We start from the raw sequence: 15,107 nt of genomic DNA, 5'->3' as shown, positions 1-15,107 counted from the left end.
CGCCGGCTACAACTTCCGGCGCCTCCTCCGCTGGCTGCAGCTCTTGTTGCGCCAAATCCTCGTCCAGCTCATCCTCCGACTTCAGCTCGTTCCGAACTGAAGTTCAGGTTCTTCACGGACGACTCTTGAGTTCTTCGCAGAAAGCAAGTTTAGCGGGGCTTGGTGGCAGCATTCCGACGCACTGTTTCGAGAAGCTCTCGGAGCGACTGTGGACGGCGGCCCTAATTCTGATCTTGCACGAAGAATCCTTCGACTTGCACGTTCGGAAAGCCTGGTGGATCGAAAGCGGAGATTCTTGGAGACAACTAACCGATACATGCCTGACAAAAGCAGCTTTCGGGGAATGGGTGCACTTCGCTAATCGGCAGCGCTGGCACTAGCTGAGTGTGCGTGGTGGCCGTACGCTGCCGACCAATCCTGGTAGGTGCCCAGCATCCCTCGCACCGGTACAACTTGGCAAACCTACGGCGCAGGAATAACTCAGGAGGTCAAGGCTATGTACTTCCAGCTGTACCGGGACGCGCGTAATGAGTGGCGTTGGACGTTGTACTCGGTGAACGAACGCAAAATCGCCGATTCCGGCGAGGGCTATCACAACAAAGTTGATTGCCTTGGTGCCATTGAGCTTGTGAAGAGTACGGACGCCAGTACTCGCGTGCGGGAGTAACGCAGCGAGGATGATCTTAGAGAAAGCCGCCCACGTGCCCGCTAACGTTAGTCGCTTCGCGCTTTTCTTCGAACATATGCCAGCTGCGCGGCGGCGATCAGGGTGAGACTCCAGCGACAATCAAGGTGAGACTGCGCCGATGGGGACGGACCGAAGGGAGGGCGTAGCCCGACCGGAGGACCGTCGCCATCGGCGTCGCGCGTTTTTGGACCCGTCTGGCGGCTGGGCGGGGCTGGTGCAAGCTTTTGATTCGTCTCGACAAGAGGGAATCGATGCCTTGCCTGGCCTTCACATCACCGACCACCAGATGAGGCTGTACATGACCTACCGACTGACATTGTCCCCCGAAGCGGCCGCGGCCAAGGCGGGGTTCTCGAAAGCGAGTGCGTATCGGATTGAGGGCGATGCGCGCCCGCCATCGCAGAAGAAGGCGCCGAGGGGCCGGCGACGATCCGATCCACTCGCGCCCTATTGGGACGCCGAGATCGTTCCGATCCTGAAGGCTGCTCCCGGCATCCGCGTGATCGGTGTGCTGGACGAACTGCGCCGGCGGCATCGCGACCTCAAGCCCAACATCCGACGCACGCTGGAGCGGCGCATCAATGCGTGGCGGGCGCTCAACGGCCCGGAACAGGACGTGATCTTCCGCCAGGAGCACGAGCCTGGGCGGCTGGGTCTGTCCGACTTCACCGACGTGAGCGCGCTCGGCATTACCATCGTAGGTGAGCCACTCGATCACCGGCTCTATCACTTCCGGTTGGCGTTCTCCGGCTTCGAGCATGCCCATGTCGTGCTCGGGGGCGAAAGCTTCGTCGCCCTGGCCGAGGGCTTGCAGAACGCCCTGTGGGCGCTTGGCGACGTTCCACGGGAGCATCGCAGCGACAGCCTATCGGCGGCGTTCCGCAATCTGGCGGCTGACGCGCGTGAGGATCTGACACAGCGCTACGCTGCGCTGATGGGCCACTATGGCATGGCACCAACACGCAACAATGCGGGCATTGCACACGAGAACGGCTCGATCGAGAGTGCGCACGGCCATCTCAAGCGCGCACTGGAAGATGCGCTGTTGCTGCGGGGGACGCGCGACTTCGCCAGTCTCGATGCCTACCGGGCTTTTGTCGACGAGATTGTCGGCCGGCGCAACGCCAACCTCGCCAAGCCGATCGCGCTCGAGAAGGAGGCATTGGCGCCGCTGCCGAAAGGCCGCACGACCGACTTCGACGAGAAAGTGATCCCGGTGACGTCGTCAGGCGGCTTCATCCTGCGGCGCGTGTTCTACACCGTTCCTTCAAGGCTGATTGGCCATCGCCTGCGTGTGCGCATCTTCGACGACCGGCTCGAATGCTTCCTCGGCGTCACGCCGGTTGTGACGTTGCGGCGCGGTCGGCCTGTGTCGGAGAGCCAGGGCGGGCATGTCGTCGATTACCGGCACGTCATCCATGCCCTGCGGCGCAAGCCGATGGCGCTCCTCAACCTCGTCTATCGCGACCAGCTCTTCCCGCGCGCCGCTTACAGACGCCTATTCGAGACCTTGCGGGAGCACGGTGACGATCGGCGCGCCTGCAAGGTGACGGTCGAACTTCTAGCGCTGGCCCACGAGCGAGCCTGCGAAGCCGAGCTCGCCAAGGCGATCGCGATGGATCTGGACGCCGGACAGTTACCCGATCTTGCCGCGCTGCGCGACCGCTTCCGACCCGAGGCGGCCTCGATCCCGCGCGTCGCCGTCAAGCTGGCGCCGCTCGACGTCTACGATGAACTCGCCTCCGTCAGCGTCATGTCGGGCCGCTCGAACCTGGGAGAGGCAGCATGACCGGTATCGCCACCTCCGTCGATGCTGCTCGTGTCGAGTTGCTTCTCAATGAGCTCCGCCTGCCGGGCGTCAAGGCGATCTGGCCGAAGCTCGCCGCACAGTCGGACAAGGAAGGATGGCCTGCCGCCCGCTTCCTCGCCGCCCTTGCCGAGCACGAGGCATCCGATCGCACCCGCCGTCGGATCGAGCGACACATGGTGGAAGCGCGTTTGCCCGCCGGCAAGACGCTCGCCACCTTCGACTTCGAGAGCGTGCCGATGCTATCAAAGGCACAGGCCATGGCGCTCGCCGCCGGCGACGCCTGGTTGAAGGCCGGCGCCAATTTGCTCTTGTTCGGTCCACCGGGCGGCGGCAAGACCCATCTCGGCGCGGCGATCGGCCTGGCCCTCGTCGAGAACGGTTGGCGCGTTCTCTTCGCGCGCACCACTGATCTGGTGCAACGGCTGCAGGTCGCGCGGCGCGAGCTGGCGCTGGAGTCCGCGATCGCCAAACTCGATCGCTATGACCTCCTGATCCTCGACGACATCACATATGTGAGCAAGGATCAGGCGGAAACCAGTGTGTTGTTCGAGTTGATCGCCGCCCGCTACGAACGACGCTCGCTGCTGATCACGGCCAATCAGCCATTTGGCGAATGGGGGCGTATCTTCCCGGACCAAGCAATGACGTTGGCTGCCATCGATCGTTTGGTCCACCACGCCACAATCCTCGAGATGAACGTCGAAAGTTACCGTCGAAAAGTTGCCCTCGATCGCAAGCGCGGTCCAGGCCGGCCGCCTGTTCACACTACCCCCAACGAACTCGACAAGACTGCGATTGACGCTGGCAGCGCCGCTTGATTGTCGCGCAGCGTCAATCAACGCTTGCCAAGCCGGCGGCCAGCGTCAATTATCTCCTGACTCGGCCGCCTCGTCGCGGCACGCTTAGCTTGATGCAATCAACTATTTAGCGTCGACAACAGTCTCGACGAAACTTTGAGCATCACTGTCCTTCAGCGGCCGGTACGTGGCCTTGACGTTTCAGCTTAGAAAATCCTCGATCCGTCGCCATAAAGCGCGCCAACATGGGGGCGATGAGTTTGGTAGGATCGACCACTTGCCCCCCCTGACGCGTAAGCGCTTCTGCATATGCAATGAGATCACGATGGACCGCCGCAGGGAGCTCCGTACTCACTTTGACGGGCTTGTCGTCTGGAAGCTCCCCTATTTTGAGTTTTGGCATGTTGTCACCCTCTATACAATGTAAGTATGAGGTCATGATTGACAAGAACACGAACCGGGAAGCCAGGTCTTACGTTAAGCGTGGGCTGGATGCTGAGACTGCGGCGAACCACCTGCTGCCCGGTCTGGTTTAGTGAGTCCGACGCTCCATGTCGCAATGCCTGGATGATTGCGCTGTCGTTGCTGTTGGTGTCCGAGCCGGCCCCCAGTTCGGTCCCGATCGCCAGAAACGTCGATAGTGCCGCAGCTTTGAACAGTTCGCCCCAGTGATTGTCCACTTGGTCTTCGAGGCCGGCATACCCAGCGGTGTCAGCGCCAGGCTGCCGTTCGAGAACGATGGAACGTCCATTCGGCATGATCAGCCGTGTCCAGACGAGCAGCACACGGGATTGGCCGAAAGTGACCTGGCTATCGTAGATACCGATCAGACGCGCCCCCTGAGGCACAAGCAGAAAGCGGCCGGTCGGCGTGTCAAAGACATTCTCGGTTACCTGCGCGGTGATTTGACCTGGAAGGTCCGATCGGACCCCGGTGATCAGCGCCCCAGGAATCACTGTTCCAGCCTGCACGATGTAGGGTGAAGCGGGCCTAGTGAGGCGGTCAGGGCTTACAGTGCGACGGTCCACCAAAGCGTTTACGAAGGCAAGCTTGCGGTCCTGACCGTTTTGCGCATATCCATCGTCGCCAGAGTTCGTTGCGTTGGGCAGCACGACGCGATCCCCTCCGACCGGCGCAGCGGCGGACGGACGCATCTCTCGCCCATTAGTCGAAGCGAACAGATGACTGATGCGGGCTGCTTCGGTCTCTTGATCCTGGCGCTGTTTGTCGGGGTCAGAGCCACTCGTCGGCGACAAACCTTGAGCGGCAAGGATCGGTCGACCCATGTCGCCGGGAAGCGGCGGACCTAGCTGCGGAACTGCCTGGCGCGGAATGCCGGCGTAGTCCTTCGGCAGTGTCGTAATGCCATCGGCAACATTGTGGTGGTCGGTACTGTAGAGCTCGTCGGCCGCCTGATTACGGGAGCGATTGTTTTGCAAGGACCACAGCACTGCACCTCCGATGACGAGCAGGGCAACCGCGCTCCCGCCCGCCAGTATCTTCCGCGACAACCTCGTGACGGGCGGATGCTCTGCTCTCAAGCGAAAGCTCCTAGACTGCTCCTCTTGTGTTTGCGGCGGCGCGACTTGGGGCTGGTCGTTCTCGTTCGGCGCAATCATGACGACGGCCTCCCGTCTGTCCTGACAATCCTGACCTTCCGTTGGTGCTCACCGCCGAGCCGGAGTTCGGCAGCAGCAAACAGCCGATCCACGATCAACACGTTGCCGTAGGCGCGGTAGTTGACGAGCTCGGTCTTGCCATCCGGGCCAATGACAAAGAGCGGAGGCATCTCGCCTTGCACAATGCCCTGCGGGAATTCGACATAGACCTTGCGGCCATCATCATATGCGGCGAGCGGCCGCCAAGGAGGATTATCCCCTTCGATGGCGTAGCGGGAGATGCGTTGCGCCGGATCAGGCAGAACGGGTTTCAGAGCGACTGAACGCGACCGTTCGCGTGGCGTTTCAGGATAGTACCAGGCAACGGATGGCATGTATGGCCGCTCGCGAGAGCGGAGCTCAATCAGGTAGGTGCGCCGGTCAGTATTGACCACCAGATTAGTCTCGATCGAAGCTCGAGTCGGCTTGACCAGAATATGGACGCGCCGTGTGTCGCCGCTCCCGCTTTCGGTATCGCCCACGACCCACCGTATGGTATCTCCGGCCGCGATCGGCCCTGCCCCCGTTAGCTGCTCTCCTTCCTCTAGCGCGATATCCGTGATCTGCCCCGGCGCAGCGTAAATCTGATACAGCGCTCCGGGACTATAGGTGTAGATTTGCGCCGCGTTGAAATACCCCCGCTTGCGCGGTTCGACTCGGGCTGCGCTGTTTGCGGTCTCAACCCGGCTCACGGGTTCAGCGTCTTCCTTCCCTCCCGACTTGCCGCCAAGAGCCGGATTCCAGAGCGGTGGAACGTGCAGCGGTCGCGACCTGTCGTCGAGAATTGCTGGAGCCGGCGGCAGCGGCGGGACCTCCGCGTCGTAGCTGATCTCCGGCGGAATGTAGGTCGCGCACCCGCCGAGCGCGAAGGAAGCAAGCAGGAGAGCAAACAAGACTGCTCGCTTCGCGGTCGAAAATTCGGGCGGAGTCGGACTGATCCTGCTGTACGGTACCGGATGCTTCGAATGAACGTCAGACGGCGTCTTGGTCACTGACTCAACTCCTTTGACCAGTTGATGGCGCGAACGTAGACGCCAAGGGGATTCTTGCGCAGACGTTCGGCATCGCGCGGTGTCTCGATCACGATCGCGATAATTGCAGTCCAGCGCTCGGTCGAGCTCAACGAGCCGTTTTCGTAGACGCGCTGGGTCCACGCGACGCGAAAGCTTTCCGACGAGGCGCGAATGACGCTCGAGACCTCGACGGAGATCTGCGCCTTCCCCAACTTGGCAAAGGGATCGTTGTTACGCGCATAGTCGTTGAGCGCGGCCGCGCCGCGATCTGTCGTGAAATCATAGGCCCGCAGCCAGTTCTGGCGTAGGACAATCCCGTCCGCAGGAAGGCCCCTGACGTCTTCAATAAACCGAGCCAGATGGTAGGCGATCTGAGCGTCAGTGGGCTGATAGTCGAAGTTGGCGGGCGCAACCCTCTGGGCTTGGCCGAGGTGATCGACCTCGACCACCCAGGGAGTGACTGATCCTTGGTTCGATTGCCAAACAAGTCCGCCTGCAAGCCCCGTAGACAGCAACAGGCAGCCAAACGCCATCAGGCGCCAGTTCTTGGCTTGCACGCGCGCCGATCCAATGCGTTCATCCCAAACCTGAGCTGCCTTTTGGTAAGGCGTAGTCGGCTCAGGCATTCGCCCATAGTGAACTGACGGTCGTTTAAACATCGATATTTGCCCCTGGAATCAACTGATCGGTTTCAAGCCGTGCGCTGTCCGGGTTTTGAGGCGCTGCCGCGCGGCGTATGGTGAAAGTGCTTTCGTCTATGTGTCAGCGCTCTCCATCGGACAAATCGACGGAGGAACCGCTGCCACCGTGATCGCCGGAGCGGACCGCGTGGCCAGCCGCCGATGCACCGTGCCGAATGGCCTCGGCGCGTTTCATGCGTCGCGCCCAATTGGGTTGCCCTTCGGCCGAGGTGCTAGCGGCCTGCTCGCCTGCATGCCCACCTCCGCCGAGCGCAGCCGCTGCGCGGCGCAAAGGGCTCATGGCGGCCGAGCCACCGGCCTCCGCGACGCCAGCAAGGCCTCCGGTTCGGTAGGCGGCGGATACTCCACTAAAGACCGCGCCGCCACCGCGCGCGGCGCCTGCAATGGCACCGCCGGCGAGACCAGCACCACCGGCGGCAAGTCCCGCGCCGGCAGCCATAACTCCGCCAGCGGCAAGTCCGGTACCGACAGCCGCACCGGCGCCGAGTTGTGGTCCGCCGGACACCAGGCCGTTTGCGATTCCAGGACCGAAGATACCGAGGCCCAGCAAAGAGAGCGCCGCAAGCACCAATGTCATGGCGTCTTCGATCGTTGGCTGCCCGCCAGCAAAGCCGGAGGTGAACTGCGAGAACAGGGTCGAGCCGATACCAACGATCACAGCCAGGACCAGGACTTTGATTCCCGAGGATATGACATTGCCCAGAACCCGCTCTGCCGCGAAAGCGGTCTTGCCAAACAAGCCAAAGGGAATGAGGACGAAGCCGGCCAGCGTCGTGAGCTTGAACTCGATCAGGGTGACGAAGAGCTGGATCGCCAGGATGAAGAAGGCGAGCAGCACCACGAGCCAGGCGAACAGGAGAACGAGGATCTGAACGAAATTCTCGAAGAAACTGATGTAGCCCATCAGGTTCGAGATCGAGTCGAGCAACGGCCGGCCGGCATCAAGTCCGACCTGAGCGATCTTTCCCGGTCGCAGGAAATCAGATGCGGAGAGGCTTGCGCCGGATGCCTTCAGTCCAAGACCGGCAAAGCTTTCGAAGACGATGCGAGCAAGGCTATTCCAATTGCCAATGAGATAGGCAAAGACGCCGACGAAGAGCGTCTTCTTGACAAGGCGCGCGATGATGTCCTCATCCGTTCCCCAACTCCAGAACAACGCGGCGAGCGTGATGTCGATCGCGGCAAGGGTCGTTGCGAGATATCCGACGTCACTCCCGAGCAGCCCGAAGCCGTTATCGATATAACGGGTGAACGTCTCCAGGAACTGGTCGATGATCCCCGCACCAGTCATGGCTTGATCGCCTCAGGTTTCGGATATCCTTGCGGGATCCGGCTTTGATCCTTTGGGACCGACACTAGGCCTGCGGCCGCTTCATCGTGGCCTGCGACACCATCTTTCCTGCCAAAGAAGCGGCGGCGGCTTTCGGCCCAAAGCTGCTTGCAATGCTGATAATCTGCCGCTTCCTCCGACGTGATGCTGCGGCAGCGCATGAGCTCAGCGCTGGTTGCGCCCGTCGTGTACTCCGCCTTCTGTGGCGCGGGGTCGTTCCCACCACGAAGCTGAATTGTGCAGGCGGTAACGACCAAGACGCCGATGGTCGAGAGCAGCGACAGCGCCTTGAATGCCCTTACGTCGGTCATCAGTGGAACATCCGCACGTCTTGGGATTGATAGCCTTGTCCCGGCGTCAAAAACCGCCGGAGCTGTTCCCGCCCCTGATCCTGGGCGGATGCGCGCTGCGCCGCTTCAAGGCTCTGCGCCCTGCCCTGGGCCGCCACGGCAGCCGTGAGATCGGCGAGTTGCTGGGCCTGGAGCGCGAGAATTTGATTGCCGGCTTGCGTCGCCTGAAGGGCGCCACTGGCACCTTGGCTTGATGTCACCAATGCGGACGTCTGGATGCGGTTGGTGTCGAGGTTGCCGACGACGCCTGCTTGGACGCGGAGCGCGTCCTGCAATGCGGCGACTGAGTTCTGCCATCTCGACTGCGCGTTTATGACCAACGCCTGGTTGGACTGGCTGCTGGCAGCTGGCGCATAGCTAGTCGAGAAGGCGCGATCGATCTGCTGGACGTCGTAGGCGATCCGCTGAGCCTGGGCCAACAGCAGCTGGGTCCGCTGAATAGATGATTGCAATTGCTGCAGCGACGAGTACGGCAGGTTTGCCAGATTCTTGGCCTGATTGATCAGCATCTGCGCCTCGTTCTGTAACGAGGTGATCTGATTGTTGATCTGCTGGAGCTCTCGGGCCGCGGTGAGGACGTTCTGAACGTAGTTATTTGGATCGAAGACAATGAGCGCCCGTGCGGGCACCGTGACGACAAGCGTCAGAGCAACGGTACCAGCCGTCAGCAACAGACCAAGACGCCTCATAGCGATTTCTCCAGATTGACGAGGTTGGGGATCAGGTCAGTGGCCCAGGCGATGCCGCGGTGCTGAAGCCATGCCGGCACGAACCCCTCAGGCCCATGTTCGGCGAGCAGCCGCGCGATGGCGACCTGGTCCGTCTTGGAGGAGGCTGCCGCAAAGGCGAGCGCGACCTCGCCAAGGCCGAGTTCGAACATCCGGTTGCCGCGACGGGACTGGCAGTAATAGTCGCGCTTGGGCGTTGCCCGGCTCAGAAGCTCAATCTGGCGGTCATTGAGGCCGAAGCGACGGTAGATGGCCGTGATCTGCGGTTCGATCGCTCGTTCGTTCGGCAGCAACAAACGTGTCGGGCAGCTTTCGATGATCGCCGGCGCGATCGCAGAGCCATCGATGTCAGAAAGCGACTGGGTGGCGAAAATAACCGATGCGTTCTTCTTCCGAAGCGTCTTCAGCCACTCCCGGAGCTGGCCGGCAAAATCCTCGTCGTCGAGGGCAAGCCAGCCTTCATCGACAATAAGAAGAGTCGGTCGGCCGTCGAGACGGTCGCCGATCCGATGAAAGAGGTAAGCCAGCACGGCCGGTGCCGCGCTCGTTCCGATCAACCCTTCGGTCTCAAATGCCTGGACCGAGGCCTCACCGAGCCGCTCGAATTCGGCATCGAGCAGGCGCCCAGTGGCGCCACCCAAGCAGTAAGGTTGCAAGGCACGTTTCAGGGAGTTCGATTGCAGGAGGACCGATAGGCCGGTCAGCGTCCGTTCCTGCCTCGGCGCCGATGCGAGAGACGTCAGCGCCGACCACAGATGATCCTTGACCTCCGGGGTGATCTCGACCTTTTCCCGCGCCAGGATCGCTCCGATCCATTCCGTGGCCCATCCGCGCTCGGAAGGGTCGTCGATCCAGGCCAGCGGCTGCAATGCAACGGATTGGTCGTCTCCGTCCGACAACGCGCCGCCGAGATCGTGCCAATCACCGCCCATGGCGAGCGCGGCGGCCCGGATCGAGCCGCCGAAATCGAATGCAAACACCTGAGAGCTCGGGTAACGGCGAAACTGGAGCGCCATCAGGGCCAGCAGCACCGACTTTCCAGCGCCTGTCGGTCCCACCACCAGGGTATGACCGACGTCACCGACATGGAGCGAGAATCGGAATGGTGTTGATCCCTCGGTCTTGCCAAACAGGAGCGGCGGCCCCTTGAAGTGGAAATCCCTCGGCTCACCGGCCCATACGGCCGACATCGGGATCATGTGGGCGAGGTTGAGCGTCGAAACCGGCGGCTGACGCACATTGGCGTAGACGTGCCCGGGCAGACTGCCGAGCCAGGCTTCGACGGCGTTCACCGTCTCGATCATGCAGGTGAAATCGCGCCCCTGAATGACCTTCTCGACCAGACGGAGCTTTTCATCCGCAGCATTGGGATCGCGGTCCCACACTGTGATAGTCGCCGTAACAAAGGCTTGTCCGATCTGATCCGACCCCAGTTCCTGCAGTGCCGCGTCGGCATCAAGCGCCTTGTTGTGAGCGTCGGTATCGAGAAGCGTCGACGCCTCGTTGGTCATGACCTCCTTGAGAATGGCGCCGATGGACTTTCTCTTGGCGAACCACTGCCGACGAATTTTGGTCAGCAACTTGGTGGCATCGATCTTGTCGAGCATGATCGCCCGAGTCGACCAGCGATAGGAGAATGCCAGGCGATTCAAGTCGTCCAGAATTCCCGGCGTCGTCGCGCCGGGAAAGCCGACTATCGTGAGAACACGCAGGTTCGCTGAACCCAACATCGGCTCGAGCCCGCCGGTCAACGGCTGGTCGGCCAACAATGCATCGATGTACATGGGAATTTCGGGCACACGGACGCGATGACGCTTGGTCGAAATCGTCGAGTGCAGGTAGGTCAGCGTGTCCTGATCATCTAGCCAGGCGCGTTCGGGCATGAATCCTTCAACAAGCTGCAGCACGCGGTTGGTTTGATCGATGAACCCACGGAGCACCTCGCGCGCATCGGCTCCGACGGTGCGATCGCGACCCTCATAGAGTAGTCGCTCTGCCCTCGCGGCCCCCTCCTCCGGGGGCAGATATAGGAAGGTCAGGAAATAGCTGGACTCATAGTGGGCACCAGCCTCTTCGAACTGAGCCCTACGTTCCGCGTCAACCAGCGCGGACGCGACGTCCGGAAAGGTGCTCGGCGGGTATGCCCCCGCAAAATGACGCTGCGCCTCGACGAAGACGGCCCAGCCGGATCCCAGTCGACGCAGGGCGTTGTTCAGACGGCCGGCGACGGCGACGAGTTCGGCCGGTACCGCGCTATCGAGGTCAGGTCCTCGGAACTTTGCCGTCCGTTGGAATGAACCGTCCTTGTTGAGGATGATTCCCTCGTCGACCAGAGCTGCCCAAGGCAGGAAGTCGGCGAGACGCGCGTTGGAATGGCGATATTCGGCAAGGTTCATCATGATCGAGAGCTCAAGCGTCGAGATGACCGGGAATCCGCAGATGTCGGCGCACGACATCGACGAAGGCGGGGTCGCGCTTGGCGGCCCAGACGGCGGCCATGTGGCCGACGAACCAGAGGACGAGACCCGCGATCCAGAGCCGCAGTCCAAGGCCCAAGGCTGCCGCAAGCGTGCCGTTGACAATCGCGACCGACCGCGGCGCGCCGCCCATCAGGATTGGCTCAGTGAGCGCGCGGTGAACGGGTACGACAAAGCCTGCGACCTGATCTTCCATCAGATCACCAGGCCGCCGCCGAAGGAGAAGAACGACAGGAAGAAGCTCGAGGCCGCGAACGCGATCGACAGACCGAACACGATCTGGATCAGCCTGCGGAAACCACCTGACGAGTCCCCGAAGGCCAGCGTGAGCCCGGTCACGACGATGATGATGACGGCGATGATTTTGGCGACCGGCCCCTCCACCGACTGCAGAATCTGATTGAGCGGCTGCTCCCACGGCATGTTTGAGCCAGCCGCCCACGCCGGAGCCGTCGTCAAAAGCACTATGCCGGACGCGGCGAGTGTTGCGGCCCGAAGAACTGGAAATTCCAAACGCATGTCAGTCTCCTGCTGGTGAAAGGCTGTAGTCGCCGGCAGCACCAAGCCCTCTGACGAGGGCGAGCTCGGCGAGGCGACGGTCAGCGCCGCGCCCCGCAAGTACGGCGACGAGGTTGATTGTCTCGGCGATCAGGGCGCGCGGAACCGTGATGACGGCTTCCTGGATGAGTTGCTCGAGCCGCCGCAGCGCACCGAGTGCGGTGCCGGCATGAATGGTCCCGATGCCGCCGGGATGGCCGGTGCCCCAAGCCTTGAGCAGATCGAGTGCTTCAGCGCCGCGGACCTCACCGATCGGAATGCGATCGGGACGCAATCGCAGTGACGAGCGAACGAGGTCCGAGAGCGTCGCCACGCCATCTTTGGTCCGCAACGCCACAAGATTTGGCGCTTTGCACTGAAGTTCGCGGGTATCCTCGATCAGCACGACGCGATCGGAGGTCTTTGCCACCTCGGCCAGGAGCGCATTCGTCAATGTGGTCTTGCCGGTCGATGTCCCACCGGCCACAAGAATGTTCTTCCGTCCGGCGACCGAGTTTTTCAGTATTTCGGCCTGCGCCGAGGTCATGATCGCCTTGGCGACGTAGTCGTCGAGCGTAAACACGGCGACCGCAGGCTTGCGGATAGCGAACGCCGGTGCAGCAACGACCGGAGGCAAGAGGCCCTCGAAGCGCTCGCCGGTCCCAGGCAGTTCGGCCGAAACGCGGGGCGAGCCAGCATGCACTTCCGCACGGACGTGGTGCGCTACCAGCCGAACAATGCGCTCACCATCCGCCGCGGATAGAGTTTCGCCGGTGTCAATCAGGCCATTCGACAACCGATCGATCCACAGTCGCCCATCTGGGTTGAGCATCACCTCGATGACCGCTTCATCTTCGAGGTAACCGGCGATCGCCGTGCCAAGCGCGCTACGCAGCATTCGCGCGCCGCGCGAATTCGTCTCCGATTGAAAGGAATGGATTGCCACCGTCGCCCCCACCGAATCAGGGCATCCAGGGCCCTCAGATGGGATGATTAGAAAAGGCACCAACGGACGTGGCGCAACAAGCGCTTTTGGTGATCGTAGAGCAGCGTAGAAAAAGAAAGTCCGAGAACCGGCAATTGAGACTACTCAATTGTCTCGGTTCGCCGCGAGTTGCTGTTCACCACTCCGCATCGTCATCCGCGGGCAGGAGAATCACCGAATCCTCATACAACCCAACTGACTCGGCAGCGTAGGAAACATCAGCCGGCTTGAGGAAAAGGACTGAGTTCATCCACGAAGCGATAGATCGGCCCCAGGGCAGCGCGTACCAGACCAGCGCCGCGATCTGCAGCGCTACGTTGAGACCGAACGCAACTTGATAGGCTTGGACGGTCCTATGGCCTTCATTCGTGGGCCATTGCTCCAGGATCAAGCCTGTCGCGTATTGTGCCAGAAAGGCCCAGCCAAAGTGCAGGACGTTCAAAGCGCCATTGGCACGACCGGCCAGTTCCGGCGGAAAGTAATCCGCTATCACCGCGAAGCTGACCACGGTTGCCGTTCCGAAAATTGCGACAATGGACCAGGGCAAGATGGACGGCAGAGGCGCTCGCAGGATCAGGACCACCTCGGCTGCGATAAACAGCATTGCAACCATCGCAAATATCGTCTCCGCCCCGATTCCAGCTCGTTTGATGTAGTGGACCATCATGCCGAACAACCAGGCACCGCCGCTCAATACGATGGACATGATGAAAAGCCGTCCGACCACGGCTGTGTGATCGAACCTCTCTACGTCCATTAGCCACGGCGACACCCACAATCCCTGCAGAGACCAGGCCGATCCAACGCAAGTCGCTGACAACGGAGCAATACGCCAGAAACGCCTGTCGCGGAAAACGGAGCTGAGGGTCGCGGGAATTGATACTGTTGATGGGATGATGACTCGTTCAGGCACCACGAGATAGATGAGGATGGCGGTAGCACCGGTAGCGACCGCCAGAATCTCAAAGAGCTGTCGCCAGCCCATCCAGGCGAGCAGATGCTCGGCAGGAGCCGTAGCGGTCACCGCTCCTAGCGATCCCAACATGATCATGTAGCCATTCAGCAAGGCAACTTGTTGCCTGGGGAACCAAAGGATGATGGACTTCAGTCCTGCCGTCAGCGCCGCCGCCACGCCAAGCCCGATCATTGCACGCGCGATCAACATCGACAGGAAACCGGTCGATACCGCGAACAGTCCGGCGCCGACTGCTGCGACCAGAAGCAGAACACTCTGAACGCGACGTGGACCGAAGCGGTCCAACAATATGCCGATGGGGATCTGAGCCGCCGCGAAGACCAAGAAATAGACTGACGTAAGCAGTCCAAGGTCGGCAGTCCCAAGCCCGGTATCGGAGCTGAGCTGGCCGGCGATCAAAGCGTTGATCGTTCGAAACAGATACGAAAGATAATGCCCCGCGGCAAAAGGAAGAAAAACGCGCGCGATCCGACGCCATGCTATTGAGATTTGCATGCTGGCCCTTCTTGCTCCTCAGCTCATTCGAGCCGATAGCGCGTCCAGCTTTTTGTCAGTTGGGCTAAATCTCTGCGGTCGTAGGCTGGCGTAGAATAAGGAGGGGCCGACGCGATATCGTATTGAGGACCCTCAGTCAGGTTTCGTCGGCCGGTTCGTGACGGCGGATATCTTCCGGAATCTCGCGGAGGAAGCTTTGCCCCTTTTGCAGCCGGCGCCCGAGCGTTTCGACAAATCCCTCAAAGCGTTCCCTGCCCTTTATCTGTGCGGCCGCCTGCGAATCGTTGGGCAACGGTGGCGTGATCGTCAGCCAGAAACGAATGAAGAGGGCCAAAGTCTCGGCCGTCAAACCGACGTCGCGCTCCAGCCTCTGCATCTGACGCGACATCCGGTCCAGGCGGCGGGTAAACGCTGCCTCCCGTCTGTCCGCGCCATCAGGTGACAAAAATGAAACGACGGCCGCTTCCACGATCGCAGACCGGGAAAGTTTCTTGCGATCGGCCAGTTCCGAGATTTGCTTCAGGAGCTCCGGCGGGAAATACACATTCATCCGGTCGCGCAT

16 protein-coding genes are annotated in these 15,107 nt (G+C 61.4%); 3 read left to right on the top strand and 13 right to left on the bottom strand.

Features of this window, described 5'->3' with window-relative positions; all coding sequences use genetic code 11:
• The first annotated feature begins 496 nt into the window (after window positions 1-496).
• The 3 genes from D6B98_RS23630 to istB all read left to right on the top strand — a co-directional run bounded on the left by D6B98_RS23630 (window position 497) and on the right by istB (window position 3,316).
• Window positions 497-667, top strand: coding sequence for a YegP family protein (locus D6B98_RS23630; RefSeq protein WP_126259291.1), 171 nt, complete (start codon window positions 497-499; stop codon window positions 665-667).
• Between the two features lie 277 nt (window positions 668-944).
• Entirely contained in the window at window positions 945-2,477 is a 1,533-nt protein-coding gene (istA, locus tag D6B98_RS23625; RefSeq protein WP_126259314.1) for an IS21 family transposase, read from the top strand.
• A complete protein-coding gene (gene istB / locus D6B98_RS23620) occupies window positions 2,474-3,316 on the top strand; it encodes an IS21-like element helper ATPase IstB (protein ID WP_126259290.1) in 843 nt (280 codons plus the stop codon). The genes istA and istB overlap by 4 nt, the downstream gene beginning before the upstream one ends.
• A 142-nt stretch (window positions 3,317-3,458) precedes the next feature.
• On the opposite strand, the gene D6B98_RS23615 is transcribed toward istB, so the two are convergent.
• The 13 genes from D6B98_RS23615 to D6B98_RS23555 all read right to left on the bottom strand — a co-directional run bounded on the left by D6B98_RS23615 (window position 3,459) and on the right by D6B98_RS23555 (window position 15,107).
• Window positions 3,459-3,698, bottom strand: coding sequence for a DUF2274 domain-containing protein (locus tag D6B98_RS23615; protein WP_126259289.1), 240 nt, complete (start codon window positions 3,696-3,698; stop codon window positions 3,459-3,461).
• Between the two features lie 4 nt (window positions 3,699-3,702).
• Window positions 3,703-4,914: a TraB/TrbI/VirB10 family type IV secretion system protein gene (locus D6B98_RS23610; protein ID WP_126259288.1), complete on the bottom strand. Its 1,212-nt coding sequence runs from the start codon at window positions 4,912-4,914 to the stop codon at window positions 3,703-3,705.
• Entirely contained in the window at window positions 4,911-5,945 is a 1,035-nt protein-coding gene (trbG, locus tag D6B98_RS23605) for a P-type conjugative transfer protein TrbG (RefSeq protein ID WP_205680520.1), read from the bottom strand. Before trbG ends, D6B98_RS23610 begins: the two co-directional genes overlap by 4 nt.
• On the bottom strand, window positions 5,942-6,625 hold the full coding sequence (gene trbF, locus D6B98_RS23600) for a conjugal transfer protein TrbF (RefSeq protein ID WP_126259287.1): 684 nt from the start codon (window positions 6,623-6,625) through the stop codon (window positions 5,942-5,944). The genes trbG and trbF overlap by 4 nt, the downstream gene beginning before the upstream one ends.
• Before the next feature lie 103 nt (window positions 6,626-6,728).
• Window positions 6,729-7,958: a P-type conjugative transfer protein TrbL gene (trbL, locus tag D6B98_RS23595; protein WP_126259286.1), complete on the bottom strand. Its 1,230-nt coding sequence runs from the start codon at window positions 7,956-7,958 to the stop codon at window positions 6,729-6,731.
• The gene (gene trbK-alt, locus D6B98_RS23590) at window positions 7,955-8,308 is read right to left on the bottom strand and encodes a putative entry exclusion protein TrbK-alt (protein WP_126259285.1); all 354 of its coding nucleotides are present in this window, start codon (window positions 8,306-8,308) and stop codon (window positions 7,955-7,957) included. The genes trbL and trbK-alt overlap by 4 nt, the downstream gene beginning before the upstream one ends.
• Entirely contained in the window at window positions 8,308-9,036 is a 729-nt protein-coding gene (trbJ, locus tag D6B98_RS23585) for a P-type conjugative transfer protein TrbJ (RefSeq protein ID WP_126259284.1), read from the bottom strand. The genes trbK-alt and trbJ overlap by 1 nt, the downstream gene beginning before the upstream one ends.
• Entirely contained in the window at window positions 9,033-11,474 is a 2,442-nt protein-coding gene (gene trbE, locus D6B98_RS23580) for a conjugal transfer protein TrbE (RefSeq protein ID WP_126259283.1), read from the bottom strand. Before trbE ends, trbJ begins: the two co-directional genes overlap by 4 nt.
• Before the next feature lie 10 nt (window positions 11,475-11,484).
• A complete protein-coding gene (locus tag D6B98_RS23575; RefSeq protein ID WP_126259282.1) occupies window positions 11,485-11,748 on the bottom strand; it encodes a VirB3 family type IV secretion system protein in 264 nt (87 codons plus the stop codon).
• Window positions 11,748-12,071: a TrbC/VirB2 family type IV secretion system protein gene (locus D6B98_RS23570; protein ID WP_126259281.1), complete on the bottom strand. Its 324-nt coding sequence runs from the start codon at window positions 12,069-12,071 to the stop codon at window positions 11,748-11,750. The genes D6B98_RS23575 and D6B98_RS23570 overlap by 1 nt, the downstream gene beginning before the upstream one ends.
• Before the next feature lies 1 nt (window position 12,072).
• Window positions 12,073-12,987 (bottom strand): P-type conjugative transfer ATPase TrbB, encoded by a 915-nt coding sequence (trbB, locus tag D6B98_RS23565; protein ID WP_135167081.1) that lies wholly within the window; start codon window positions 12,985-12,987, stop codon window positions 12,073-12,075.
• Window positions 12,988-13,210: 223 nt separating this feature from the next.
• Window positions 13,211-14,545 (bottom strand): MFS transporter, encoded by a 1,335-nt coding sequence (locus D6B98_RS23560; protein WP_126259279.1) that lies wholly within the window; start codon window positions 14,543-14,545, stop codon window positions 13,211-13,213.
• A 136-nt stretch (window positions 14,546-14,681) separates the two neighbouring features.
• On the bottom strand, window positions 14,682-15,107 hold the full coding sequence (locus D6B98_RS23555; protein ID WP_126259278.1) for a ribbon-helix-helix domain-containing protein: 426 nt from the start codon (window positions 15,105-15,107) through the stop codon (window positions 14,682-14,684).

Source organism: Bradyrhizobium sp. LVM 105 (assembly GCF_003957705.1).
GTDB lineage: Bacteria > Pseudomonadota > Alphaproteobacteria > Rhizobiales > Xanthobacteraceae > Bradyrhizobium > Bradyrhizobium frederickii.
Note: the sequence above shows the minus strand (reverse complement) of the source record. Positions and strands in the feature narration are given on the sequence as shown.

Coding starts and splice junctions, on each gene's coding strand:
- D6B98_RS23630 (WP_126259291.1), top strand. CDS start 497: ATGTACTTCCAGCTGTACCGGGACGCGCGTAATGAGTGGCGTTGGACG.
- istB (WP_126259290.1), top strand. CDS start 2,474: ATGACCGGTATCGCCACCTCCGTCGATGCTGCTCGTGTCGAGTTGCTT.
- D6B98_RS23615 (WP_126259289.1), bottom strand. CDS start 3,698: ATGCCAAAACTCAAAATAGGGGAGCTTCCAGACGACAAGCCCGTCAAA.
- D6B98_RS23610 (WP_126259288.1), bottom strand. CDS start 4,914: ATGATTGCGCCGAACGAGAACGACCAGCCCCAAGTCGCGCCGCCGCAA.
- trbF (WP_126259287.1), bottom strand. CDS start 6,625: ATGTTTAAACGACCGTCAGTTCACTATGGGCGAATGCCTGAGCCGACT.
- trbL (WP_126259286.1), bottom strand. CDS start 7,958: ATGACTGGTGCGGGGATCATCGACCAGTTCCTGGAGACGTTCACCCGT.
- trbK-alt (WP_126259285.1), bottom strand. CDS start 8,308: ATGACCGACGTAAGGGCATTCAAGGCGCTGTCGCTGCTCTCGACCATC.
- trbJ (WP_126259284.1), bottom strand. CDS start 9,036: ATGAGGCGTCTTGGTCTGTTGCTGACGGCTGGTACCGTTGCTCTGACG.
- trbE (WP_126259283.1), bottom strand. CDS start 11,474: ATGATGAACCTTGCCGAATATCGCCATTCCAACGCGCGTCTCGCCGAC.
- D6B98_RS23575 (WP_126259282.1), bottom strand. CDS start 11,748: ATGGAAGATCAGGTCGCAGGCTTTGTCGTACCCGTTCACCGCGCGCTC.
- D6B98_RS23570 (WP_126259281.1), bottom strand. CDS start 12,071: ATGCGTTTGGAATTTCCAGTTCTTCGGGCCGCAACACTCGCCGCGTCC.
- trbB (WP_135167081.1), bottom strand. CDS start 12,987: ATGCTGCGTAGCGCGCTTGGCACGGCGATCGCCGGTTACCTCGAAGAT.
- D6B98_RS23560 (WP_126259279.1), bottom strand. CDS start 14,545: ATGCAAATCTCAATAGCATGGCGTCGGATCGCGCGCGTTTTTCTTCCT.
- D6B98_RS23555 (WP_126259278.1), bottom strand. CDS start 15,107: ATGCGCGACCGGATGAATGTGTATTTCCCGCCGGAGCTCCTGAAGCAA.